This window comes from Acinetobacter sp. 22323 (assembly GCF_052044895.1).
GTDB lineage: Bacteria > Pseudomonadota > Gammaproteobacteria > Pseudomonadales > Moraxellaceae > Acinetobacter > Acinetobacter schindleri.
Window position 1 is genome coordinate 1 of the sequence record NZ_JBQEOL010000002.1, and the last position, 24,407, is coordinate 24,407.

General features: G+C 42.0%; 20 protein-coding genes and 4 pseudogenes. 19 read left to right on the top strand and 5 right to left on the bottom strand.

Annotated elements, in window-relative coordinates; genetic code table 11:
* Positions 1-114: 114 nt before the first annotated feature.
* The 8 genes and pseudogenes from ACTJIX_RS01315 (at position 115) to ACTJIX_RS01350 (ending at position 7,028) form a co-directional block, all read left to right on the top strand.
* Positions 115-1,206 (top strand): tyrosine-type recombinase/integrase, encoded by a 1,092-nt coding sequence (locus tag ACTJIX_RS01315; protein ID WP_111861098.1) that lies wholly within the window; start codon positions 115-117, stop codon positions 1,204-1,206.
* Positions 1,203-3,452, top strand: coding sequence for a tyrosine-type recombinase/integrase (locus ACTJIX_RS01320; RefSeq protein ID WP_416664883.1), 2,250 nt, complete (start codon positions 1,203-1,205; stop codon positions 3,450-3,452). Before ACTJIX_RS01315 ends, ACTJIX_RS01320 begins: the two co-directional genes overlap by 4 nt.
* 1 nt (position 3,453) lies before the next feature.
* Positions 3,454-3,834, top strand: coding sequence for a DUF6262 family protein (locus ACTJIX_RS01325; RefSeq protein WP_440611082.1), 381 nt, complete (start codon positions 3,454-3,456; stop codon positions 3,832-3,834).
* A gap of 76 nt (positions 3,835-3,910) precedes the next feature.
* Positions 3,911-3,988 (top strand): annotated as a pseudogene (locus ACTJIX_RS01330) (RNA-guided endonuclease TnpB family protein); the annotation flags it as partial.
* 17 nt (positions 3,989-4,005) lie between these two features.
* Positions 4,006-4,269, top strand: a pseudogene (locus ACTJIX_RS01335) (aromatic acid/H+ symport family MFS transporter); the annotation flags it as partial.
* Positions 4,270-4,581: 312 nt separating this feature from the next.
* Positions 4,582-5,931 (top strand): aromatic acid/H+ symport family MFS transporter, encoded by a 1,350-nt coding sequence (locus ACTJIX_RS01340; RefSeq protein WP_004895925.1) that lies wholly within the window; start codon positions 4,582-4,584, stop codon positions 5,929-5,931.
* A gap of 242 nt (positions 5,932-6,173) precedes the next feature.
* Positions 6,174-6,611, top strand: a complete 438-nt coding sequence (locus ACTJIX_RS01345; RefSeq protein WP_227591035.1) for a DUF4145 domain-containing protein — start codon at positions 6,174-6,176, stop codon at positions 6,609-6,611.
* 87 nt (positions 6,612-6,698) lie between these two features.
* Positions 6,699-7,028, top strand: coding sequence for an ankyrin repeat domain-containing protein (locus ACTJIX_RS01350; RefSeq protein WP_004895922.1), 330 nt, complete (start codon positions 6,699-6,701; stop codon positions 7,026-7,028).
* Positions 7,029-7,085: 57 nt separating this feature from the next.
* Here ACTJIX_RS01350 and ACTJIX_RS01355 read toward each other — a convergent pair whose 3' ends face one another.
* Both ACTJIX_RS01355 and ACTJIX_RS01360 read right to left on the bottom strand, forming a co-directional pair.
* Complete coding sequence (locus ACTJIX_RS01355; RefSeq protein WP_004895920.1) at positions 7,086-7,646, bottom strand: type 1 glutamine amidotransferase domain-containing protein; 561 nt, start codon at positions 7,644-7,646, stop codon at positions 7,086-7,088.
* A gap of 374 nt (positions 7,647-8,020) precedes the next feature.
* Complete coding sequence (locus ACTJIX_RS01360) at positions 8,021-8,713, bottom strand: TIGR04219 family outer membrane beta-barrel protein (RefSeq protein ID WP_004814060.1); 693 nt, start codon at positions 8,711-8,713, stop codon at positions 8,021-8,023.
* A gap of 302 nt (positions 8,714-9,015) precedes the next feature.
* Here ACTJIX_RS01360 and ACTJIX_RS01365 point away from each other — a divergent pair, with 302 nt between their 5' ends.
* From ACTJIX_RS01365 to zupT, 5 genes are all read left to right on the top strand, one after another.
* Positions 9,016-10,458, top strand: coding sequence for an aldehyde dehydrogenase family protein (locus ACTJIX_RS01365; RefSeq protein WP_004814061.1), 1,443 nt, complete (start codon positions 9,016-9,018; stop codon positions 10,456-10,458).
* 240 nt (positions 10,459-10,698) lie between these two features.
* On the top strand, positions 10,699-11,757 hold the full coding sequence (locus tag ACTJIX_RS01370) for an RNA-guided endonuclease InsQ/TnpB family protein (RefSeq protein ID WP_440611083.1): 1,059 nt from the start codon (positions 10,699-10,701) through the stop codon (positions 11,755-11,757).
* A gap of 388 nt (positions 11,758-12,145) precedes the next feature.
* The gene (locus ACTJIX_RS01375; protein WP_005220442.1) at positions 12,146-13,621 is read left to right on the top strand and encodes a sodium-dependent transporter; all 1,476 of its coding nucleotides are present in this window, start codon (positions 12,146-12,148) and stop codon (positions 13,619-13,621) included.
* A 10-nt stretch (positions 13,622-13,631) separates the two neighbouring features.
* Positions 13,632-13,742, top strand: coding sequence for a methionine/alanine import family NSS transporter small subunit (locus ACTJIX_RS01380; protein ID WP_005220441.1), 111 nt, complete (start codon positions 13,632-13,634; stop codon positions 13,740-13,742).
* A gap of 83 nt (positions 13,743-13,825) precedes the next feature.
* The gene (zupT, locus tag ACTJIX_RS01385) at positions 13,826-14,641 is read left to right on the top strand and encodes a zinc transporter ZupT (RefSeq protein WP_005220439.1); all 816 of its coding nucleotides are present in this window, start codon (positions 13,826-13,828) and stop codon (positions 14,639-14,641) included.
* A gap of 51 nt (positions 14,642-14,692) precedes the next feature.
* Here the strand turns inward: zupT and rsmB are convergent, their stop codons facing one another.
* The gene (gene rsmB / locus ACTJIX_RS01390; RefSeq protein ID WP_005220438.1) at positions 14,693-15,997 is read right to left on the bottom strand and encodes a 16S rRNA (cytosine(967)-C(5))-methyltransferase RsmB; all 1,305 of its coding nucleotides are present in this window, start codon (positions 15,995-15,997) and stop codon (positions 14,693-14,695) included.
* Entirely contained in the window at positions 15,994-16,956 is a 963-nt protein-coding gene (gene fmt, locus ACTJIX_RS01395; RefSeq protein WP_004814071.1) for a methionyl-tRNA formyltransferase, read from the bottom strand. Before fmt ends, rsmB begins: the two co-directional genes overlap by 4 nt.
* Before the next feature lie 403 nt (positions 16,957-17,359).
* On the opposite strand from fmt, the gene ilvD (ACTJIX_RS01400) reads away from it, so the two are divergent.
* The 6 genes and pseudogenes from ilvD (ACTJIX_RS01400) to ACTJIX_RS01425 form a co-directional block, all read left to right on the top strand.
* The gene (ilvD, locus tag ACTJIX_RS01400) at positions 17,360-19,189 is read left to right on the top strand and encodes a dihydroxy-acid dehydratase (protein WP_008306966.1); all 1,830 of its coding nucleotides are present in this window, start codon (positions 17,360-17,362) and stop codon (positions 19,187-19,189) included.
* A gap of 199 nt (positions 19,190-19,388) precedes the next feature.
* Entirely contained in the window at positions 19,389-19,592 is a 204-nt protein-coding gene (locus ACTJIX_RS01405; protein ID WP_004814075.1) for a hypothetical protein, read from the top strand.
* Positions 19,593-20,082: 490 nt separating this feature from the next.
* Complete coding sequence (gene ilvD, locus ACTJIX_RS01410; RefSeq protein WP_440611084.1) at positions 20,083-21,768, top strand: dihydroxy-acid dehydratase; 1,686 nt, start codon at positions 20,083-20,085, stop codon at positions 21,766-21,768.
* A gap of 155 nt (positions 21,769-21,923) precedes the next feature.
* The gene (locus tag ACTJIX_RS01415) at positions 21,924-23,246 is read left to right on the top strand and encodes a hypothetical protein (protein WP_248604056.1); all 1,323 of its coding nucleotides are present in this window, start codon (positions 21,924-21,926) and stop codon (positions 23,244-23,246) included.
* The gene (locus tag ACTJIX_RS01420; RefSeq protein ID WP_004814081.1) at positions 23,227-23,514 is read left to right on the top strand and encodes a chorismate mutase; all 288 of its coding nucleotides are present in this window, start codon (positions 23,227-23,229) and stop codon (positions 23,512-23,514) included. The genes ACTJIX_RS01415 and ACTJIX_RS01420 overlap by 20 nt, the downstream gene beginning before the upstream one ends.
* A gap of 165 nt (positions 23,515-23,679) precedes the next feature.
* Positions 23,680-23,841, top strand: a pseudogene (locus ACTJIX_RS01425) (sulfite exporter TauE/SafE family protein); the annotation flags it as partial.
* On the opposite strand, the pseudogene ACTJIX_RS01430 reads toward ACTJIX_RS01425, so the two are convergent.
* Positions 23,838-24,404, bottom strand: a pseudogene (locus ACTJIX_RS01430) (LysR substrate-binding domain-containing protein); the annotation flags it as partial. The pseudogenes ACTJIX_RS01425 and ACTJIX_RS01430 sit on opposite strands and share 4 nt — an antisense overlap.
* Positions 24,405-24,407 lie beyond the last annotated feature (3 nt).

Below are 24,407 nucleotides of genomic sequence, written 5' to 3' on the forward strand. Positions count from 1 at the left end.
GTTATCTACTACATATAAATAATAATATACAAAGTAAACAAAGAATGATTTACTATTAATAATATACATTGTAGAATTTATATCTAAACATATATACATAGTAGATTCTACTTAATGAAAGTGCAGAAAATACGAATTAATAATCAAACAGAAGACTTTTGGATTGTCATTGGTGATGATCACTTAGCTATACCATCAATTGATCTTTATTTAAGGTATTTAAGTTCTGTTAGAAAATCTCCAAACACTATTCGTTCTTACGCTTATCATCTTAAAGAATTTTGGTTATTTCTATCTTTAAAGAACTATAGTTGGAATCAGATTGGTTTAATTGAGCTATCAGAGTTCATCAACTTTCTAAAACTAGGAACTATAGATGCAAGTAATATTATTCCTTTTTCTTCAAGTGTTTCTCTGCGTTCAGAAAAAACAATAAATACAATAATTACTGCGATTACAGCTTTCTATGATTATCACTCAAAACTAGATAGCACTCTTGTTTTAAATGATAAGAGATCAACTAAATCTAATAGTAAAAATTACAAACCGTTTCTACATCATATTAGTAAAGCAAGCTCCACAAAACATAGCATTCTTAAAATTAAAGAGCCTAAACGAATACCTAAAACATTAACATTTGAACAAGTGCAAAAAATCCTAGATTCATGTTCTAACCGCAGAGATAAGTTGATTGTAGCCCTACTCTATGAAACAGGTATGCGTATAGGCGAGTGTCTTGGTTTAAGGCATGAAGATATTAAAAGTTGGGATAGCGAGATTCATATAGTTCATCGTAATAACAATACAAATAACGCAAGAGCAAAAAGCCAAGAAACTAGGGTTATTGACGTTAGTGATGAACTCATAAGACGCTACACTGATTATGTAGTACATGATTTTGACGATATTGATTCTGATTATGTTTTTGTGAATATATGGGGCGAAAATAAAGGGCATCCGTTAAGTTACAGCACTATTTACACTAAATTCAGTCGCTTATCCAAAGCCCTAAAACTTCCATTCAGCCCTCATATTTTTAGACATACACATGCCACAGAGTTACTGAGAAGTGGTTGGGATGCTTCATACGTTCAAAAGCGTTTAGGGCATAAAGATATTCAAACCACGATTAATATTTACGCTCATTTGAATGATCAAGACCTAAAAGTGGCATTCCAAAACTTTCAAAAAGGTAAATTAAAATGAATACGAATTATGCTGAAAAAGTATTTACCGATAATGGGTCTACAACTAAATCTATAAACGTAAAACAGCAAGCAATAGAAGCCATTGATAGAATAATTAATGGGAATCCTATTGTTATTAGTAAGAAAGGAAAATTAATATTCAAAAATATTGCCAAAGAAGCGAGAGTTTCACCTACTGAGTTACATAGGGATTTTAGGGATGTGATGCTTTATGTCAGCTCATTAAAAGACTCAAAGAATGAAAGTATAACCATTCATGCTAGTCTTGTTAGAAAACGCTGTATGGAGGCAATAGAGCGTTTTAAAACAGGAGAAACAAGGAATGTTAATAAAAACGCTAAAGTAACTGTAGCATCTGTAGCTAAAGAAGCAGATGTTTCTGATTCGTACTTGTATGCATATTTCCCTGACATTCTTAACAAAATAAATGAGCTTCAAGGTGAATATGCTAGGTATGGTAATAAAGAAAAGCACGATAAGCTATTAAAAGCTTTAACCATATTGTTGTCTAAAAATGAGGTAATTACTGTAAAAAAAGTCTGTAGGGAAGCAGGGTTTTCTGAAACCTTTGACATGATGGTTAGGAAAAGTTATCCAGACGCTCATAATCAGATATTGATTGAAATTGAAAAGCAAAAAACTTCAAGGCACACCCAAGATCGCTTGATACTTTTGGAAGCCTTAGAAAGACTTAAAAATGGAAATCCAAAGAATACACCACCTATTCCTAATGGTGGATATATCAGTGTAAGAAAATTAATGAACGAATCAGGAATTGGTGAAGGTGTTATTAAAAAGAATCATCCTGATATTTATCAAGAGTGTCTGAAAAAAATTACTATAAAAACCGAAGATGTTTGGTTGGTTAAAAGTGATTTTGATGCTGTATCTAAAGGAGATACAGAAACACATAAACTGAACTTTAGCAACATTCACTTTGATTGGTTAATAAGTTCGGCTAAGGCATTTATTAAGGCTGTATTTTCAACTAGATCAAAAAGCACATTAAAGACAAATATTGATGCTATTACATTTTTCAGCAGAGCACTTTACTCTATAAACCCTGAATGCGAAGCGCATGAAGTTACTAGATCAGAAATGCAAAAAGTCTTTTTTGAATGGTCTAAATCTGAATTAAAATCTTCAACGATTAAAAGAAGATTAGCATCTTTAAGACAGTATTTTGAATGGTGTGAGGATACAAATTTTATTAAATTTGGGGCAACTAAACTAATTAGGGATACGGATTATCCAAGCCTGCCTAAATCAATACCAAAATTCATTCCCGAAAATGTAATGAGTCAATTAAATCAGCATATTGATAAATTAAATCCTGATGTGATGAGGTTTTTTCTTGTACTACAAGAGGTTGGGATGAGAATTAGTGAGTGCTGTAGTTTAATGTTTAATTGTATTTCTCCTGATGAAAATGGGGATTACTTTCTTAAATATTATCAATTTAAAATGAAAAAAGATCATATCGTTCCAATTTCAGCAGAGTTAGTTTCCGTAATCAGGGAACAACAAAAAGCTATGATTGCAGAGTTTGGTCAAGCTCCTGTTTTACTATTTACAACCCCCAAATTTCAGGAAAATGGCATTCCTTATCCAAGAGCAGGAAAAGCATGGAGCAAAGGAACTCTAATTAAAAATCTAAACGCACTTGCAGTTGAAAATAATATAAATGATGCGAGTGGAAAGGTTATTCGTTTTGGGTTTCATCAATTTAGGCACACCGTAGCAACTCGAATGATTAACAATGGAGTTCCGCAACATATTGTCCAAAAATATTTAGGTCATGAAACCCCTGTGATGACTAGCACCTATGCTCATATTTTAGATGAAACATTAAAAAAAGAGTTCAAGAAATTTAACAGCACAATGATTGATATAAACGGTAAAAAGTTTAATGATCAAGATATTATTAATGATTTAACAATGGGAACAGATGCAAATAATATTGATGCTCAATGGCTTAAAAAAAACATAGCAATGCAAACTTTACCAAATGGACTTTGCTCACTACCCGTTGTTCAGGGCGGTTGCCCACATGCTAATGCCTGTCTGACATGCTCAAACTTTAGAACAGATCACACCTTTTTACCTCAACACAAAGAGCAACTACAAAGAACCGAAGTGATTATTGAAACGTGTAAAAAGAACGGTTGGGTTCGCCAACTGGAAATGAATGAAAATATCAAAGAATCTTTAGTGAAAATTATTGCACCCTTAGAGAGTAATTAATATGAGCCATGATAGAAACACTCAAGGTTTAAAGGAAAATGCCTTAAAGAAGAAGAATGAAGCTATTAAGCGCACAGAGTTAGCAATAAAACAAATGCTAAAGGAAAAAGCCACTATTAATTTCAAAACTGTAGCAGAAAAAGCAAACGTATCGACAGCTTGGCTTTATAGAGAGGAATCTATTGCTAATCAAATTAAGAAGCATAGGGTTGAGAGTAAGAGTAAATGTGCAAATACAAGCACATTGAAAAACACTTCCGAATCATCAAAGGACGCATTGATTGCTGCTTTAAAAGCAAGGGTTAAGGAATTAGAAATTGATAATTTAGAGCAAAAAAAGACAATCGAGATGCTATATGGAAAGCTTCATGATTCTACATAGTAAGTATGTAAACAAAGTGGAATCCTTTGTTATGAAAGGATTCCAAGTGTTATTTGTATCTATGTGTTTAGATAGCGATAGAGATAAGAACTCAGCTCTAAACATTCTTGCGCTCGGGCATGAGCGTCTAGCAGTAGGAATCACCCTCCTTTAGGTGGGTGAGGATGTCAAAGCTATGTGGCGCAATACTATCCATTAACTGTTCGTTCAACCGCTATTGGTTGGGCTTCAGCGGTAGAGCGTAGTGGGGCAATTGTCGGTCCAATCCTGATCGGAATGCTGCTGGGTATGGAATTACCACATCAGCTGAACTTCATGGCTGTTGGCCTACTAGTAGTGATTGTAGCCATTGCCGTATCACTGATTGTGCGTAAAGACCGCTTTGTAAATGCAGATCCAGTGGCAGAGCCGAAGCTTAAAACTGTCAAGGCTTAATGACCCACTGGTTCTTATATTCATTTTTAACCTTTAAATTCATAATTTTTAATAGAAATCAAAATATATTTCTTGCTTAGAAAAATTACTAAAAGACTCACTTAAAAATATATTTTAAATATATAAAACAAGCATTTAAATATTAATAATAACGTGAATAATCACATAAATGTATATCTCTAAAGCTTTAATTTACCTTAACTATGGTCTTATTGTAACGCGAAATCCACTTCAGTATATTCGCTCGAACTGACTGTTTTGTCGTAATAGTCAGCAGGATTTATGGACAAGTACTCATGGGAGATGAGAACGATGACAACGGAAAAAATAGACGTTAATTCTGTAGTCGATAATGCGAAATTTACGCCTTTTCACTTCAATGTAGTTGCTTGGTGTTTACTCATTATCTTATTTGATGGCTACGATTTAGCAATTAATGGTGTGACGCTGCCACTCTTAATGCAAGATTGGGGCTTAAGCGCAGTACAAGCAGGTATGCTGGCCAGTACAGCACTTGCAGGCATGATGTTTGGTGCCATGATTTTTGGTTCGCTGGCAGACAAGATTGGCCGTAAAAAAGTTATCATGATCTGTATCGTGCTGTTTAGTGGTTTAACTTTCGCGGGCGGCTTTGCGTCTAACCCGACTGAATTTGGTATTTTACGTTTCCTTGCTGGTTTAGGCATTGGTGGTGTAATGCCAAACCTGGTAGCACTGACTTCTGAATATGCGCCACAAAAGATGCGTAGTACCTTAGTAACCACAATGTTCAGTGGCTATGCCGTAGGGGGTGTCATGGCTGCTCTGCTTGGCTCATGGTTTACTCCAGATTTTGGTTGGCAGATCATGTTCTTTATCGCGGGAATTCCACTGTTTTTATTACCAATTATTTGGAAATTTTTACCTGAATCTATCTCATTTATGGTGAAACAAAACCGCCAAGCGGAAGCACGAGAGATTGTGCGTCGTATGGCACCAGATTTAAAAGTAACTGAAAATACAGTATTCACTTTACCTCAGGAAAATGTACCTGAAGCTGCGAACGTGGTTAGCCTGTTCCGCCGCGGTCGTGCAGTCAATACATTATTGTTCTGGGTAGCATTCTTCACTTGCTTGCTGACGATGTATGCACTTAGCAGCTGGTTGCCAAAATTGATGATGGCGGCGGGCTACTCAATGGATAACAGCCTGATGTTCATGATGGTCATGAACGTGGGTGCAGTAGTTGGTATTGTTGGCGGTGGTATTCTGGCTGACCGTTTCCACCTGAAACCGGTACTGATGTTCCTGGGTATTATGGGTGCGATTGTGATGAGCTCAATGGGCTTTGCGTCTAACCAGTTCTTACTTTATATCCTGGTGTTCCTGGCTGGTGCAGCGTCAATCGGTTCACAAATGTTGCTATACAGCTATGTAGCGCAGTATTACCCACTGGCAGTACGTTCTACAGGTATTGGCTGGTCTTCTGCGATTGGTCGTATGGGTGCGATTGTAGGCCCAATCCTGATTGGTGGCTTACTGGGTATGAACCTGCCTGCACACTTCAACTTTATGGCAGTCGGTTTACCGGTACTGATTACAGCAATTGCAGTTGCGCTGATCATGCATGAAAATGAAGCTAACAAGATTGGTTCAGCAGAGACAGTTGCTGCAAAAGCTTAAAACCAAGTTTGAAATAAGAAGCCTCCGAAATGGGGGCTTTTTTTATTTACTGATAATCTAAAGCAATTTAGATTAAAAAATCATGAGTTTAAGAGTTATAAAAAATGGATTATCGAGAACAATAGGAAAGCTTTTTAAACCCTGAAGTATTTAAAGATCGACTAATTAATATTTCGATGTATATAACTATCTATGAAATGTTGAAAGATTCGATTATCAATCGACTCAAAGATTTTTATATTATGACCTTAATTGGAGCTAGGGATTTAGAAGGAGAAGAAGAATATAGATTAAAAGTTTTATCAAGACGTAAAAATCATCTATACGCGTCAATTTCTTGGTTAATAGAACATGAAGTCATTAATGAAGTAGATAAAGAAAATATAGAGGCTTTAAAAAATTATAGAAATTATTTAGCACATGAAATGAGTGATATCGTTTTTAATGGTGAAATAAAAGACCTGATGAAAAACTTTCTATGTGCTTACCAATTAGTTCATAAAATTGAAAACTGGTGGATCATTAACTTTGAAATGGCAATCAATCCAGATTTCACTGATGCTAATTTGGAAGATATAGATATCGATAACATACAATCAGGGAAAAAATTAATGATTGATATGGCTTTGTCAGTATTATCAGGAAGTAAAGAACTATTAAAAAAATTCAAAAGCAATTAACCAAAGATTTATATATGATGAACTTTCTGATGTTGACTGGATAAAATCAACCATTTCATAATTAAAAAAATTTTAGGTAACACAATTATGACTATTAATTCATTCTCCCCAATCCCTGAAGATGATGAAGAACTGCATCTTCCTGAACTGGTGTACTGGGCATCCCTAGGTGATGTTGAACAGGTTGAGCAGGGCTTACAAGAAGGTCTAAACGTTAACTCCGCCGATGAAGAAGGCTATAGCGCATTACAAGCTGCTGCTGAAAATGATCATCTTGAAGTGGTGAAGTTACTGGTGAGTAAAGGCGCAGATGTCGATCATCGCAGTACCTATACTGCTTTAGAGCTGGCTGAAATGGCAGGCAATAAAGATGTCGTGGAATATTTAAAAAGCCTGAAAGGCAGTATTCCTAAATAAGAAAGAATAAAAAAGAAACCCCACAAGCTGGGGTTTCTTTTTGAGAACAGTTTAGGATTACGGAATAATATCCATGTCCGCTTCCAGTTCTTCCACAATTGCAGTATTAAAAGCCGGTAAATCATCCGGATTACGTGAAGTAATCAGTACCCAGCCATTGGTATTGCAACGGTGTACTTCTTCATCGACCCATTTTGCACCGGCATTCTCTAGATCCAGCTTGATACTCTTATAAGAAGTCAGGTTTTTATCTTTGACGCGACCCGCATCAATCAGTGCCCATGGACCATGACAGACTGCCGCAATCGGTTTCTGGTTATCAGCAAAGTACTGGATGATGCGTTGGGCATCTTCATTAATGCGTAATTTATCCGCATTCACTGTTCCACCAGGAATCACCAGCAGATCATAATCTTCTACACTGACTTCATGCATGGTTGTATCAGGTGTGTATTGTGCACTTGGCTTGCTGTCAGCTTCCATGGTGTGGACATCTTCATTTTTTTCTGCAGCATGAATCACCACAAAACCATGTGACTGCAAGAAATCCAGGGGCTGGACTAATTCATCGTGTTCAATGCCTTCGTTCGAGGTGATAATCAGAACTTTCTTGACCATGATTGTAAATCTCAATATCTGCAGGGGTCTTTAGCTTAGCAATAAGGCATTTTTAGAAATGTTGCTTTTTTAGCCGAGGACTGTAAGCGTTTATAGAAGAAAGACCTGAGAGAACAACAGAAAAAAACAATAGATGGAAAAAGCCCCGATATCCTATCGGGGCTTTTTCCGTATTTCGTGATTTAGGTATAACTCCTGTCGTACCTCACGTCCTGGTGCATCTGCTTATTTTTGTTTTTATGTTTCGGAGCATCCTGCTCTCTATGGGTTTAAGATACTGCAGCTTAATATAGCTTAAAAGACGCAGATAACAGCTTATGTTGTACGCCTGGGCTTACAAGATCTAAGTAGTATTCTGTAAGTCATTCTTTTCATTAAAAGTGCATGTCCAGACCGATATAAGGACCTTTAAATTCTAGTTGAAGATCTGGCACATTATTTTGCTCGGCATCAATTTTCATGATGCGATAACCCAGTTTGGCACCGAGGTCTACAGCCAGATTATCAATAAAGTCGTATTGAAGTTCAGCTTGTACATCGGTCTTTTTAGTGTCGCTGCCATGGCTGTAAACAGCTTCAGCTTTGGCGCTCATCCCGGTGAATGGCAGTTTGACACCTGCTGTTGCGTAGAGCAGAGGACTGTATTCGTCTAGATCGTACTGGGTTAGAGCACCGGCATTCAGGTTTTTCACCGTACCATCCAGATTGCTTAAGCCGATACCAACATCCGCATGCACAACTGTATCCAGCAATTCGTAATACAGAATATAGTCAATATTGTTCAGCTCGATATCTGAAGCATTAAGTACAGTGCTTTGCTCGCTGTTACTGTTGAGATTTACATATTTGATTTTCGCATTTGGCAACCACGGTACCGGATGTTCCAAAGCTACAGACAGCTGTGCCGTACCTTGACGGTCCAGATCATGTTTACTGGCATTGTCAGACTGGCTATATCCGTCAAAATTCCAGTAGCTGGCATCTGCTTTCAGACCAATGATATCGGCATGGCTGACGCTACTCAGTGCCAGTCCACATAATAAGGTATTGATGATTCTTGCATGCATAGGTTGAATTTCCTTGTGCTTGACTCAAATTGAGCAGTTTTATGACCTAAATCTATATTTTTAGTATTTCTGGCTAGCTGCATCATATAGGTAATTTTCAAAATGTATATGGCAGCAAGTAGGGAACCATCTAGCCAGATTAAGCTTAATTTTTCAGTTTTATTTTGCTAGATCTAGAACAATTGCAGAGCAGGCTTTTCAGCCATTTCAATCAAGGTCTACATTTTAAAAACGCATGTCACTGGATCTTGAGCATATAATCAAATATATCGAAATATTGCGTGAACCTGAAAGGACATAACATGACTAAACCCCGAGCAGTAATCGACTATCCGCTTTATGTTGCAGGTAAGCCAGTGGAAACCTCAGAGTGGCTGGAGGTTCAGGATAAATATACGCATAAGGTTTGCGCACGTGTGTCATTGGCAGATGCCAAAATTCTGGAAAAAGCCATTAAAGCAGCAGTCAAAGCCGAAGCGGAAATGGCGGCTCTGGAGCCTTATCAAAAACAGAAAATCCTGTTGCACTGTGTGAAGCGCTTTAATGAGATTCGCGGTCAGTTGACCGAGATTCTGATTGCTGAGGGGGGTAAGCCACGTAAAGCTGCAGCAGCTGAAGTGGAACGTCTGATCAATACTTTCCAGATTGCCGCCGATGCCGTGACTCAGGTTGATTCAGGCCGTATGATGCCATTGGCAGTTACAGCGGCTGCATCGGGCTATCAGGGTTTTGTGAAACAGGTTCCGATTGGCGCCGTCTCCCTGATCAGTCCTTTTAATTTTCCGCTGAATCTGACCGCTCACAAGATTGCGCCTGCAATTGCAGCGGGTTGTCCCTTTGTCTTAAAACCTGCCAGCCTGACACCGGTGTCAGCCTTAAAGATTGCTGAGATTCTGGCAGAGACTGATTTACCACCAAATGCGTTCTCGATACTGCCCTGTCCACGTGAACTGGCGGATGTACTGGTGACGGATGACCGTTTCAAAATGCTCAGCTTTACCGGTTCTGATGTGGTCGGTTGGGATATGAAAGCGCGGGCAGGGCGCAAGAAAGTCACGTTGGAACTGGGTGGTAATGCCGCGGTAATGATCGAGCCTGATACTGAAATCACGGATAGCTTTATTGATCGCCTGATCGGTGGTGCTTTTGGTCATGCCGGACAGGTCTGCATTAGCGTGCAGCGTATTTTGGTGCATCAAGATATCTACGCTGAGGTGAAGAAAAAACTGGTAACCAAACTGAAAAAGCTTAAACCAGCGGATCCAGATTTGGACACCACCCTGGTCGGCCCAATGATTAAGGAGGCTGAAGCCCAGCGTTTGAAAAAATGGCTGGATAAAGCCGTGAAGAAAGGCGCTAAAGTGCTCAGTGGCGGCAAGCTGGATGGCGTGATGTTTGAGCCAACCCTACTGGAAGATGTTGATCATGAACTAGAAGTGTATAAGGATGAAGTGTTTGGTCCGATGGCAATCTTGGAAAAATACAGCAATTTTGAGGCCGGGATTGAATGCATCAACAGCAGTCGTTTTGGTTTGCAGGCGGGTGTCTATACCCAGAACCTGAACAAGATGCTGTATGCCTGGAATCAGTTGCATGTCGGTGGCGTGATCATCAACGACATTCCATCCTTCCGTGTTGATAATATGCCGTATGGCGGTGTAAAGGATTCGGGATTAGGGCGTGAAGGCATCCAGTCTGCTATTCGTGACATGCAGGAAGAACGTATGCTGGTGATTAAAGCCTGAATAATGATTTAAATTTTAAGTGTTCAGATCATGCGCACATTTGCTCATGATCTGAGTTTTTAAAGTTCAGCTATTCAATAAGAAGAGAACAGGAATAATTTTTATCCACTGGAGCGTAAAATCTCGTGGTTCAGCACGAGGATATAAGCGACTGGAGTAAACCACATGAAAGACACGAAATGTCGTTTTAAATACTTGTACTATAGTCACTATTAAGAAAAATACTGTTAAAATAATTGGATGAAGACACTCAAATTACGCATAAAAGACAAACATTGCAAGGTGCTAAATCAGTTAGCATCCGAAGTAAATTTAGTTTGGAATTATGTCAATGATTTGTGTTTTAAACATCTTCAAAAAAAACAACAATTCTTTTCAGCATACGATATTGCAAAATACACGAAAGGCACATCGAAAGAATGCAACTTGCACAGTCAAACTATTCAGGCAGTGACAGAAGAATTGGTCACAAGACGCAAGCAGTTCAAAAAAGCAAAACTAAAATGGCGTGTCAGTAATAAAAAATCAGCTAGACGCTCACTGGGTTGGATACCGTTTAAAAAGGTTGCAATCAAATATGCTGATGGCTGTGTTCAATATGGTAAACACCAATTCAAGTTATGGGATAATTACGGTTTAAGTCAATACAGGGTTAAAACAGGCTCATTCGTTGAAGATAGCCGAGGCCGTTGGTATGTATGTCTTGTAGTTGACAATGCTAAAACAGAGAAAACCGCCGCTATAACCTCAATTGGCATAGATTTAGGTTTAAAAGATTTAGCCACTTGTTCAGATGGCGTAAAACTTAAAGCCCCTCAAATCTATCGGAAATATGAACAAAAACTTGGTATTGCTCAACGTGCAAAAAATAAAAAACGAGTGAAAGCAATTCACGCCAAGATTAAAAATGTAAGACAAAACATGCTGCATCAATTCAGCCATAAACTGGTAAAAGAACATGCAGCAATCTTCGTTGGCAATGTGAATGCCAAAGCATTAGCGCAAACTAAACTAGCCAAGTCTGTGTTAGATGCCAGTTGGACAACACTAAGAACCATGCTCAAGTATAAATGGGAGAACGCAGGGGTATGGTATGAAGAAGTCAATGAAGCCTATACCACCCAAACTTGTTCGTGCTGTGGCTCACGCTCCAGTAGTCCGAAAGGTAGAGCAGGTTTAGGAATAAGAGAGTGGCAGTGTGGTGAGTGTGGTAGCTCATGGGATCGGGATGTAAATTCCGCACTGAATATTCTTGCGCTCGGGCATGAGCGTCTAGCAGTAGGAATCCCCTTGCTTTAGCTGGGGGAGGATGTCAAAACTCATCAAGATATACTTAAAAAACAATATATTCCTAAAAGTTAATTCACTTATAACTTAATAAATCAAGCTAACCCTGGAGAAATATTGAACGGTTGAACAAGATATATTATAAAAAATTAATATTAGGAGCAGAATTTACACAAATCATACTTAAAACTCAGTATTGTTAAATCCATATACACGGACAGTGTGGGCAAGATGCTTTATCCAGGATTTGACATGCTAGACCGTTGGCTGATTTAGAAGCTGAAGCTCACAAAGCAATGCTCCAATTGAAGCACCCAGAATTATTTTTATTGGTACTTTTTTTGCTCGCGCGATAACCACAATAAGCAGCATCTAAAGAGACCTAAGGTTTAGGTGTTCTATGACAGATACTCGAGAGAATTGGTCGGCACGATCAGGATTTATTATTGCAGCGATTGGCTCTGCAGTAGGGTTAGGGAATATTTGGCGCTTTCCATACGTTGCCTATGAAAATGGCGGAGGCGCATTCCTGATTCCTTATCTGATTGCGATTTTCGCAGCAGGTTTGCCATTATTGTTTTTAGATTATGCAGTTGGACACAAGTTCCGCAAAGCACCACCGATGGCCTATAAAAAACTCATGAATGCAGAATCTCTGGGTTGGTGGCAGGTGATGGTGACCCTGATCATCGGGATTTATTATGCCAGCGTATTGTCCTGGGCTGGCAGTTATATGTTCTATTCCTTCGGACAACAGTGGGGAACCGATACTCAAGGCTTTTTCTTCAATACCTATCTGCAAAATGGTGAAGGCCTGACCTTCGGTTTTGTTCCGGTACTGTTTTTTGGTCTGGTAGTCGTTTGGGCAGCGGTGATGCTGATCCTTTACGGTGGAGTACGCCGTGGGGTGGAACTGGCGAATAAAATCTTTATGCCATTACTGGTGATTTTATTCACGATCCTGGTGATTCAGGCGGTACGTTTACCTGGTGCAGTCGATGGCTTAAATGCCTTCTTTACTCCAAACTGGGAAGCCATGACTAATTATAAAGTCTGGCTGGCAGCTTTTGGTCACATCTTCTTCTCACTTTCGGTGGGTTTCGGGATTATGTTGACTTATGCATCTTACTTGAAACGTAAAACCAACCTGACCGGTTCAGGTATCGTGGTGGCATTGGCGAACTCGTCTTTTGAAATTCTAGCGGGTATTGGTGTCTTTGCAGCACTTGGTTTCATGGCATTCAGCTCAGGTGCGAAAGTTGAAGATGTAGTATCTGGTGGTATCGGTCTGGCCTTTATTGCCTTCCCGAAAATCATTTCCAGTTTAGGTGCAGGTGGAGATCTGTTCGGCTTCCTATTCTTTGCGTCATTAACAGTGGCGGGTATTACCTCCATGGTCAGTATCCTGCAGGTGCCAATTGCGGCATTCCAGGACAAGCTGGGCTGGTCAAAGAACAAGTCCGTGACGATTATTGCCGGTGGTTCAGCAGTGGTATCGACTTTGATCTTCTCGACCCATAGTGCCATTACATTTGTCGACATTATTGACTACTTTGCCAATAACATCGGTATTGTCGGTGGTGGCCTGTTATCGATTATTTTATTGTCCTGGTTCCGCCGCCCAGTGATGAAACAGCTGGAAATGCATGTCAATGAATTTGCCAGTGTGAAACTTGGTGCCAGCTGGAAGTTCATGCTGACAGTGATCACGCCTTTGTCATTATTGCTGGCATTGGGTTTAACCCTGAAATCAATCATGGCTGAAGGCTATGGTGGTTATCCTGCAAGTACGTTATGGACGATTGGTGGGGGCACCCTTGCATTCTTTATTCTGGGCGCCATTCTGCTCAGTCTAGTTAAAGACCGTCATAGTTAGGAGAACCAATATGAATACATCTGCATTAATCATGATGATTTTCTCCATCGTTTTATTATGGGGGGGGCTAGTATTCTCTGTGATTCATCTGGCAAAAAATCCGGAAGAACCAGAAGACTAACAATCTTCACATAAACTGATTGTTGCTGTAAATGAAAGTCATTATCATCTTTGTTGATAATGACTTTTTTTAATGGCTGACTTATGGGTATTGCTTCCGTTACTGATGCACAAGTCTATACAGCCTTTGCCGTAACTCTATTTGCCGGCTTGGCCACCGTGGTGGGTGGGGGACTGGTGTTATTTTTAAAAAAACCCAACCTGCGTGTCATGTCCTTCGGTCTGGCCTTTGCTGCTGGAGCGATGATTTATGTATCTCTTACTGAGATTCTGACCAAATCTATTGATTCTTTTAGCGTGGCGTATGGCGCGAAAATAGGGTATGCCTGGGGAACCTTGACTTTATTACTGGGTGCAGTCTTGGTGCTGTTACTGGATCATTTGGTCCCCAATCCGCATGAGACCCTGGAAAAAAATAATACCCAGGACCTAGGGCAGGAACAGTTACTACGTACCGGCTTGCTCACTTTATTTGCCATCACTGCACATAATTTGCCGGAAGGCATGGCGACCTTTTTTGCAACCCTGGAAAGCCCGATGCTGGGTGCGCCGTTGGCGGTAGCGATTGCGATTCACAATATCCCGGAAGGTGTAGCGATTGCTTTACCGGTATATATGGCGACACATCGGCAATCCTATGCATTGCTCGCCAGTTTGGTTTCTGGTCTGGCGGAACCTTTGGGAGCCGCATTGGGCTACTTCATTCTGGCACCGTATCTGAATACCACCATCTATGGCATCATTTTCGGTCTGATCGGTGGCGTGATGGTCTATCTGGCCCTGGATGAAATGTTGCCAACCGCCAAGCGTTATTCCAAAGGTCACGAAACGGTTTATGGCCTGATTAGTGGGATGGCGGCCCTTGCCAGCAGTCTGGTAATTTTCAAATTTCTCCAATAAATTTAGAATAAAAAAAGGCAGCCGAAGCTACCTTTTTCTTCAAACAACTATTTAAGTTGTTTTTTCGATTCGGCAATAGAAGAAACCATCGCCTTGACCCGCTTTCGGTAACAGCTGACGACCATGAATCTGCTCAATACCCCAATTCGCTTCGATCTTGATTTCTTTGGCATCCGCATGGGTAGTAAAGAACTCGACCATCTGCTGTTCATTTTCTGCTTTTAGAATCGAACAGGTGATATAAAGCAAAGTACCGCCAACTTTCAGCTGCTGCCACATATTTTCCAGAATCAGTTTTTGCAGTTCCACCGTCTGGGCAATATCAGTGGATTGACGCAGCAGGCGAATATCTGGATGACGACGCATCACACCAATCGCTGAGCAGGGTGCATCCAGTACGATACAGTCCGGCTGCTCAGCTGCCTGCCAGCTGATCGCATCAGCAGTAACGATTTCTACATGCTCACCTTCAAGTAGCAGACGTTCCAGGTTTTCCTGGACGCGCAATAGACGTTTGGCATCCTGATCCAGTGCAATCAGCTTTTTAGGACTGTATTTTTCTAGTATATGTGCAGTCTTGCCGCCCGGTGCTGCGCAGGCATCGACGACATATTTATTATTCAGGTTGGGCAGTAAAGTGGCACAGAGTTGGGCATGCTCATCCTGTACCGAGAAACCACCGACATCGAAGCCGGGCAGGTGCGGTATATGGACACTCTCATCCAGCACGATACCCACTTCAGAAATACTGCAGGCATGCGCAGTAATATCATGCTCTTCCAGAATTTCTAAGTACTCATCACGGCTTACCTGACGTTCATTGACGCGTAAGGTCAGTGGGGCCACCTGCTTCAGTTCAGTGCTAAGTTCCAGTAGCTGTTCAGGCCAGTCTTTCTTTAAGCGTTTATATAACCAGCTTGGCGAACCATGCGCCTGTTTTAATACTGCCTGGAATTCAGGTGTTTCACGTGAAACACGACGCAAGATGGCATTCACTACACCACTTAAAGCCTGATAACCGAGCTGTTTAACCGCCGTTACGGTCTCAGAAATTGCGGCATGCGGCGCAATCCGGGTTTCCAGTAGCTGGTACAGACCAACATAGAGACAGGTTTCGACCGTATTATTGTTAATCGGTTTCACCAGTAATGGTAGGGTCACGCTTTTCAGCGCATACCACTGACGCAGTGTCCCAAGAACCAGTTCATGGAATAGAGCACGGTCACGCTCTGCCACTTTGCCAAGATGTTGTGGCAAAACACTGGCAAGCGATTGCCCTTGCTGTACCGCGAGCAGGGTGCGAATCACCTGGGCACGTAAGTTCAGGTGCGATGTGCCAGCTTCGTAATGACTCATGCCAGTATTTGTCCTACATGTAATTTTTGGGTTTGATTAATTTGAACCGGATTCAGCGCTTTACCGCCCGGCCACTGCAGTGAGGTCAGGCAAATAGCTTTTTGATCACCACAAGCCACATGTACGCCATTTTTATCTAGCGCGAGGATAGTTCCAGGTGCCTTGCCTTCCGCATTTTCATGAGATAACAAAGAACCCCAAACGCGCAGGTTATTTGTTTCATCAATAGGCGTAAATGCCACAGGCCATGGATTAAATGCACGGATATTGCGGTCAATCGTGACCGCATCCTGAGTCCAATCAATTTTAGCTTCTGCCTTGGACAATTTATGTGCATAAACCGTAAGCGCTTCATCCTGCACTTCGCGGTGATCAAGATAGTGCTGTAGAGATTCTTCTGATTCCAGCACTTTGACTGTTGCTTCAGCACCTTGCTGAGCCAGCTTGTCATGCAAAGAAGCAGAGGTGTCTTGTGGCTCAATCGGGCAGATGGTTTTATACATCATGTCGCCAGTATCCAGACCAGCCGCCATTTTCATAATGGTCACACCAGTCTCGGCATCACCCGTAGCGATGGCACGCTGGATCGGTGCGGCACCACGCCATCGCGGCAGTAATGAACCGTGAATATTCAGACAGCCATATTTCGGTGTATCTAATACCACTTGCGGCAGGATCAGACCATAAGCTGCCACTACCATGACATCCGCATTTAAGGCTTTTAACTCAGCTTGAGCTGCCAGACCTTCATCTGTTGAAGATTTAAAGTGTAGCGGTTGATAGACCGGAATATTGTGTTCCAGTGCCAGCTGTTTAACCGCAGATGCAGTGAGTTTTTGGCCACGACCCGCTTTACGGTCCGGCTGGGTATACACCGCCACAATCTCATGGTCGGTTTTTAGCAGCGCAGCCAATGCAGTGGCTGCAAATTCTGGTGTGCCTGCAAAAATGATTTTCACGGATGAAATTCCAAATAAACTTAAAGGCATTATAAGGCATAAGGCAATTCGCAGCCTAATTCAGTAAAAGCTTAAAGCTCAGCACTGCCCATTACCGTGATAAATCACTCAAATTTCATATAAAAAAAACTCATGCAAATTGTAAAAAATATTCATGAAAGTTTTGTATTTAAACTGGAACGATAGCGGTATAGTAGTTTTTAATAAAAGATTTTAATCGTGTACGTACTGAAACTGCTCTGAGCATATCCCATCCTGTCACATCGATAAGCGCCTGATCCGCCGTGTAACTTGGTGTATGATATGTTCAATTTTCGACTGATTTCATGCTCTCGATCAGACAGATTTCGCCAGAGTGAATGAACTCATTCATCTCAAGCACAACCTTTGTTGGAATAACACAATGCCTGACTATCGTTCAAAAACATCGACACACGGAAGAAACATGGCGGGTGCGCGTGGCTTATGGCGCGCCACTGGTATGAAGGATGAAGACTTCGGCAAGCCAATTATTGCAGTGGTCAACTCATTTACCCAGTTCGTTCCGGGCCACGTACATCTTAAAGACCTCGGTCAATTGGTGGCGCGTCAGATTGAACAAGCAGGCGGCGTAGCAAAAGAATTTAATACCATTGCTGTGGATGATGGTATCGCGATGGGTCATGATGGCATGTTGTATTCACTGCCTTCACGTGACCTGATCGCGGACTCGGTTGAGTACATGGTGAATGCACACTGTGCTGACGCGATGGTCTGTATCTCGAACTGTGACAAAATCACACCGGGGATGCTGATGGCGGCAATGCGCCTGAACATTCCAGTCGTATTCGTGTCAGGCGGCCCAATGGAAGCCGGTAAAGTGAAAATCCGTGGTAATGAACACGCGATTGACCTTGTTGATGCCATGGTGGTTGCAGCAGATGATAGCTTCACTGATGAAGAAGTTGCAGCATATGAACGTTCTGCATGTCCAACTTGTGGTTCATGTTCTGGTATGTTCACAGCGAACTCAATGAACTGCTTAACTGAAGCATTGGGTCTGTCTTTACCAGGTAATGGTTCAACACTTGCTACACATGCAAACCGTAAAAAGTTATTCGAAAAAGCAGGTCAACTCATCGTAGAGATCACCAAACGTCACTACGAGCAAAATGATTACAGCTTGCTGCCACGCAATATCGCAACCAAAGCATCGTATGAAAATGCTATGACTTTAGATATCGCGATGGGCGGTTCAACCAATACGGTACTTCACTTATTGGCAGCTGCTCATGAAGCTGGTGTTGATTTCACCATGAATGACATTGACCGTCTGTCTCGTAAAGTGCCAGTCCTGTGTAAAGTTGCACCTGCAAAGCAGGACGTACATATGGAAGATGTACACCGCGCTGGTGGCATCATGTCGATCTTGGGTGAACTGGATCGCGCAGGCTTGTTGGATACCTCTGTACCCACCGTCCATGAAGCAACTTTAAAAGATGCCTTGGATAAATGGGACATTATCCGTACTGAAGATGAAGAAGTGTATACCTTCTTTAAATCAGCACCGGGCGGTGTACCAACACAAACCGCATTCTCACAAGACCGCTACTACTCACGTTTAGATGGTGACCGTGAAAATGGTGTGATCCGCAATGCCGAACATGCCTTTTCTAAAGACGGCGGTCTGGCAGTACTTTATGGCAACATCGCACTGGATGGCTGTATTGTAAAAACGGCTGGTGTAGATGAGTCGATCTTGAAGTTCAACGGTACAGCACGTGTATTTGAAAGCCAGGATTCAGCAGTTGAAGCGATCTTGGGCGGTAAAATCACGGCCGGCGATGTGGTTGTAATTCGTTACGAAGGCCCACGTGGTGGCCCAGGTATGCAAGAAATGTTGTATCCAACCAGCTACCTGAAATCAAAAGGTTTAGGGAAAGACTGTGCACTTGTAACAGATGGTCGTTTCTCGGGTGGTTCATCAGGTCTTTCAATTGGTCACGTGTCACCAGAAGCTGCGGAAGGTGGTGCGATTGGTCTGGTTGAAGATGGCGACCGTATCGAAATCGATATTCCGAATCGTACGATTCATTTGGCTGTTGAGGATGCTGTAATGGCAGAACGTCGTGCAGCGCAAGAAGCCAAAGGTTGGAAGCCTGCGGAAGAGCGTCCACGCAAGATTTCTAAAGCCTTGAAAGCCTATGCAATGCACACCACGAGTGCTGCGAAAGGTGCAGTACGTGATATCTAAGCTGTAAATTTTTATAGCACAAAAAAGCATTCCAGATGGAGTGCTTTTTTTTATTTCTTAGATATTTAAGGTTGGGTAAATCACGTGAACTTTCATAAAATCAATCATGGCAGTACTTTAGATATTTAAAACCAATAAAGTCTTAATAAAAGTAGGTGTATAGTAAAAATACAGTATCAATGCAAAAGTGATTACACGCATGTCAATGAAATTTATTAGCCGCTTTGTCGTAATTTTAGTGCTCATTATGATTTTAGCCGCACTTAGTATTCAATTTTTCTTTGATCCACATTACACCGTCGTATTCTGGATTTTAGCTGTTCCTGTAATTTTGGGAGCTCCGATTCTTGGATCTGTGATCTTGGCATCCAATGAAGAACTTGATCTTCATCAGTTGAATTAAGCACATATATTAAAAATGCGCCAGGCAATGATTTGAATGACTATGTGAATGAATCTATCTCAGTTCTCTAACATTTGAACCATCGTCCAAGAAAAAGACTCAGCTTTAAAAGTCCGAGTCAGGTCATATGGCAACCCCCTGATATTGCACTGCAAATGCTAGTCTGATTGTTTGATAATTCACTGCCTCAAATCACTTTTAGGGTTCTAATAATTTTTGCATAGGCAGACTTTTACTTTGGATAGCGCCAAAGTAAAAAATACTTTTATTGCACTGACTCTATTGCCTGAACAAGTTTAAAGCATTGCTTTAAGATGAATGCAAGGCAGCGACATTGATATCGCTCTTACTCATGCGCCTAGAGCAAGAGAAAAACAGACTTAGGTGATACACAGAGTCTTACTTTTATGTGGACACGGCTTTCTATACAATCGGATAAAACCTAGACAGCTTTCAGGCTTCACAAGAATTACATCCAGGACAAAACAAGATGAGTAAAGATAATATCCGAGAGCACTCAGCCCCCGTTTATGAAGGCATCGAAAATGCCCCGGCCCGATCCATGATGCGTGCCACGGGTTTTCAGGATGAAGACTTTACTCGTCCTTTTATTGGCATTGCTTCGACCTGGGCCAATGTCACCCCGTGTAATATGCATATTGACGGTCTGGCCAGAACGGTAGAACAGGGTGTGAGTGCTGCGGGTGGCAAGGGCATTATCTTCAATACCATTACCATTTCCGACGGGATTTCTAATGGTACCGAAGGTATGAAATATTCCTTGCTGTCCCGTGAAATCATTGCGGATTCGATTGAAGCAGTGGTCGGCTGTCAGGCCTATGATGGTGTAATTGCCATTGGTGGCTGTGATAAAAATATGCCGGGCTGCATCATGGGACTGGCACGTCTAAACCGTCCAGGTCTGTTTATTTATGGCGGTACCATCAAACCGGGCGAAGGTCATACCGACATGATTTCCGTATTTGAAGCAGTCGGACAGCATGCCAAAGGTGAAATCAATGCGATTCAGGTCAAGCATATTGAAGAAGTGGCTTTGCCGGGTCCAGGTTCTTGTGGCGGGATGTATACCGCGAATTCCATGGCTTCTGCGATTGAAGCACTCGGTATGAGCCTGCCGGGTTCTTCTGCACAGGAAGCCGTCTCTGAAGACAAGCAGATCGACTGTGCCCGTGCTGGTGAAGCCGTGATGAATCTGTTACGTCTGGACATCAAACCACGTGACATCATGACCAAAGCGGCTTTTGAAAATTCAATTAAAGTTCTGATTGCTTTGGGTGGTTCGACCAATGGTGTACTCCATCTGTTGGCCATGGCACATACCGCAGGTGTGGAGCTCAGTCTGGATGATTTTGTCCGGATTGGTAAAGACATTCCTGTAGTCGCTGATGTACGTCCATCGGGTAAATATCTGATGTCGGAGCTGATTGCGATTGGCGGGATTCAACCATTGATGAAACGTATGCTGGATGCCGGCATGCTGGATGGTTCCTGCCTGACTGTGACTGGTAAAACTCTGGCAGAAAACCTGGCGAATGTAAAAGATTATCCTGAAGGTCAGCAGATTATCCTGTCATTTGACCAGCCGGTGAAAAAAGATTCACATCTGATCATTATGAAAGGTAACCTTTCACCAAAAGGTGCCGTGGCCAAAATTACCGGTAAGGAAGGCCTTTACTTCAAAGGAGCAGCACGGGTCTTTGAGGGTGAACAGGGCGCCATGCGCGGGATTCTGGATGGTGAAGTTCAGCCGGGTGAAGTGGTGGTGATTCGCGGTGTTGGTCCTAAAGGTGGACCAGGCATGCCAGAAATGCTGAAACCGACCTCAGCGATTATTGGTAAAGGCTTAGGGGATTCCGTAGCACTGATTACCGATGGCCGATTCTCCGGTGGTAGTCATGGGTTTGTGATTGGTCATGTCACCCCAGAAGCCTATGAAGGTGGACCGATCGGTCTGGTACAAAATGGCGATGAGATTTCGATAAATGCCGAAACCCGTGAAATGACCTGGCATGTCTCGGATGAGGAAATCGCTGCACGTCAGGCCGCCTGGATTAAACCAAAACCGAATTACACGCATGGAGCATTAGCCAAGTTTGCCAAAATGACCTCTGGTGCAGAAACCGGGGCAGTGACTGACCTAAATCTCGAGATCTAAGGGCTTTGCAAACATTGATCATTTTGTCTTGAATTGATATAAGTTTTTTCACATACAGCAGATCCAGGTGATCTGCTATTCTGGTGAAAAAGATAGTATCCTGTAGCAGTTAGACGCTGTCATCTGCTGCGTTGTTCTCTACTGAGGCTGATCTCATGTCCCTGTTACGCCGTTGGTTCGATCCAATCCGATCGAGTTGGTTTTATCAAAAGCCAACCCGCCAGGCGGTGCTATCTGCTGAAGATGGCCTAACGATTTATCTGCGGCTGGATGATGTGTATAGCTATCTGGCGGTGCAGCTGTTACCACAACTGGAAGAGATCCTGAGTCCGGAATTAAAACCGTTGAAGGTGGTAATTTCGAGTCAACGTGGCGAAATACCGAATCAGATGTCTTTTGAAGAATGGCAAAATTACTGTATTAATGATGCCAAAATTCTCTCCAGACAGCATCGTTTCAGCTTTCATGAAACGCCAGAATTACCTACTGCAGAAGCCTTAAAACAGGCCGAAACTATTCTGCGCCGAACACCATTGCGTGGCCAGGATTTTCTTTATCTGCTGGAAGATATCTTTCATATGCTCTGGCAAAAGCAGTATGGCAAACTGCGTACCTTGCATAGCATGGCCAGTCGCCATCATCAGCCACAGGATTTTTCTGAACGGGTCTTTGACACAACCCCGGTTTTGGCCAGCTATTTTGATTTTGGTGGCCGTCAGTATCATGCCGTAGATGATCTGCTGCGTTTAACCCGCCGTCTGAAACAGCAAAAATTACTGACGGGTAATCCAATCTTCCTGATCAATCATATTGAATGGCGTGAGCACCTGATCAGTGATGCTGAAGAACTGAATGAAATTCAGGGCTTAGATCCGGAACTGGATCTGTATATTGCCCTGGAAGATCCAATTTCCTGGCTGTTGCTGGCCTATATTAAGGAAGAACTGGCTGATTTTTATAATATCCATCTGAATGTCTATCCGCTGTCTTATCGTGGCCGTGATGGCTTTGACTGGGGACTGGCAACGCGCCTGTCAAAACGGACTGAAGTCGAATTTACCCCATTTTGCCGACCGACGGTACAAAGCATTTTGCCGATGGCACAGCTGTATTACAGCTGCCCGGAAGAAGGGCGGGTGGATGCGATGTACCGGATTTTGCAGGCGGTTTGGACGCGTGGACATGACTTGAGTTATACCCCACATTTCAATGCCTTACAGCAGGAACTGGGAATTGGGCAACTGACCGAAGAAGATATTCAGACCAAGCTGAAAGACAATGATATGCTCTGTGAAATGAAGTCTCAGCCCAACTTGCCGGTGCTGGAACTTCGGATTGATAATCAAAGTTTTGTATTTAATAGCTTATATCGTGTCTGGATGATTGAAAGTATTTTCAGTAATGTGTTAGAAGAAAAGTATAAGAGTGATAATCAAACTGAAAGTGAACTGAATAAACATGAACAAAGTAAAAGCTGAATCATTACAACATGCACGTGAGCAGATTGACGCGATTGATACAGCTTTGGTTGAGCTGATTGCTGCGCGCCAGTTTTATGTAGACCAAACCACCCGTTTCAAGAAAACTGAAACTGACCTGCAATCTCCGGAACGGATGGAGCAGGTTGTCGAAAATGTCAAAGCCCAAGCTCAAAAGCAGGGCATTGATCCAGTATTTATAGAGCACCTGTATCGGGAAATGTTTCAGCATTTTATTCAGCGCGAACTGAAAGAATTTCGTCCTTAAGCGCCCTTTATTTAAAATCTGTGCTGGTCAATCTGATGCTTTCCAGCAAAGTACATCTTGAGCCTCAAGATTTGCTTGAGGCTGTATCCTTAAAACCCTGATTTTTCTTTGGCAGTCATTTTTATAGCATGGTTCTAAATAAATTTGGGATCATCAGATGATTGCTTTCCGATGTCGGCAATTGCTTTAGTTCCTGCGCTCATCGGCATGTGGTTGGGTAAGAAAATTCGCTATCGAATTCCTGAGCAGAAATTCCGTACTGTATTTTTTATCGGTCTGATTGCTTTGGGCAGTTATATGACACTGCACCAGTTCGGCTGGATTTAATCCAAGACTTTCTGAATCTCGGCAGAAAGTAAAAATTGGCTAAAATGTTGATAGGCAATACTCAGTTCATCAAAATTTTTCGCAGCTAACAGTAACTTGCGGTTGGCCCAATCTCCAGTCAACTGGATTTGCTTAAATGCATAGAGCTTGGCCAAACGTTGCGCAGCACGTTGCGGCATGATGGCAATGCCAACACCATTCGCAACCACCTGAGCAATAGCAGAAAAATTCGGCAATCTTAAGCGGTATTGGATTTCGCAGTGGAGTAATCTGGCCTGAGCTTCAATAGACTGTTGTAAGGAGTGATATTGCATTAAACCCACAAAGGGATAATTCAGACAGTCCCCTAATTTCAATGCTTTACTGGTACTGAGATCATGCTGTTCTGGACAGATTAGCACCAAAGGATCATCTGAAAATTCCAGGGTTTGCAACTGTGGAGCAGCAAAGAAGCTGGAAATTAAACCAAGTTTGGCAGTGCCACTGGTCAATGCTGCAATAATGTCATTGCTCTCTGCTTCTTTTAGATCAATCTGGATATTGGGGGTCATAACTGCTAGTTGAAA

Excerpts from the sequence above, each read along its gene's own strand:
- ACTJIX_RS01315 (WP_111861098.1), top strand. The coding sequence starts at position 115 with ATGAAAGTGCAGAAAATACGAATTAATAATCAAACAGAAGACTTTTGG.
- ACTJIX_RS01320 (WP_416664883.1), top strand. The coding sequence starts at position 1,203 with ATGAATACGAATTATGCTGAAAAAGTATTTACCGATAATGGGTCTACA.
- ACTJIX_RS01325 (WP_440611082.1), top strand. The coding sequence starts at position 3,454 with ATGAGCCATGATAGAAACACTCAAGGTTTAAAGGAAAATGCCTTAAAG.
- ACTJIX_RS01340 (WP_004895925.1), top strand. The coding sequence starts at position 4,582 with ATGACAACGGAAAAAATAGACGTTAATTCTGTAGTCGATAATGCGAAA.
- ACTJIX_RS01345 (WP_227591035.1), top strand. The coding sequence starts at position 6,174 with ATGACCTTAATTGGAGCTAGGGATTTAGAAGGAGAAGAAGAATATAGA.
- ACTJIX_RS01350 (WP_004895922.1), top strand. The coding sequence starts at position 6,699 with ATGACTATTAATTCATTCTCCCCAATCCCTGAAGATGATGAAGAACTG.
- ACTJIX_RS01355 (WP_004895920.1), bottom strand. The coding sequence starts at position 7,646 with ATGGTCAAGAAAGTTCTGATTATCACCTCGAACGAAGGCATTGAACAC.
- ACTJIX_RS01360 (WP_004814060.1), bottom strand. The coding sequence starts at position 8,713 with ATGCATGCAAGAATCATCAATACCTTATTATGTGGACTGGCACTGAGT.
- ACTJIX_RS01365 (WP_004814061.1), top strand. The coding sequence starts at position 9,016 with ATGACTAAACCCCGAGCAGTAATCGACTATCCGCTTTATGTTGCAGGT.
- ACTJIX_RS01370 (WP_440611083.1), top strand. The coding sequence starts at position 10,699 with ATGAAGACACTCAAATTACGCATAAAAGACAAACATTGCAAGGTGCTA.
- ACTJIX_RS01375 (WP_005220442.1), top strand. The coding sequence starts at position 12,146 with ATGACAGATACTCGAGAGAATTGGTCGGCACGATCAGGATTTATTATT.
- ACTJIX_RS01380 (WP_005220441.1), top strand. The coding sequence starts at position 13,632 with ATGAATACATCTGCATTAATCATGATGATTTTCTCCATCGTTTTATTA.
- zupT (WP_005220439.1), top strand. The coding sequence starts at position 13,826 with ATGGGTATTGCTTCCGTTACTGATGCACAAGTCTATACAGCCTTTGCC.
- rsmB (WP_005220438.1), bottom strand. The coding sequence starts at position 15,997 with ATGAGTCATTACGAAGCTGGCACATCGCACCTGAACTTACGTGCCCAG.
- ilvD (WP_008306966.1), top strand. The coding sequence starts at position 17,360 with ATGCCTGACTATCGTTCAAAAACATCGACACACGGAAGAAACATGGCG.
- ACTJIX_RS01405 (WP_004814075.1), top strand. The coding sequence starts at position 19,389 with ATGTCAATGAAATTTATTAGCCGCTTTGTCGTAATTTTAGTGCTCATT.
- ilvD (WP_440611084.1), top strand. The coding sequence starts at position 20,083 with ATGAGTAAAGATAATATCCGAGAGCACTCAGCCCCCGTTTATGAAGGC.
- ACTJIX_RS01415 (WP_248604056.1), top strand. The coding sequence starts at position 21,924 with ATGTCCCTGTTACGCCGTTGGTTCGATCCAATCCGATCGAGTTGGTTT.
- ACTJIX_RS01420 (WP_004814081.1), top strand. The coding sequence starts at position 23,227 with ATGAACAAAGTAAAAGCTGAATCATTACAACATGCACGTGAGCAGATT.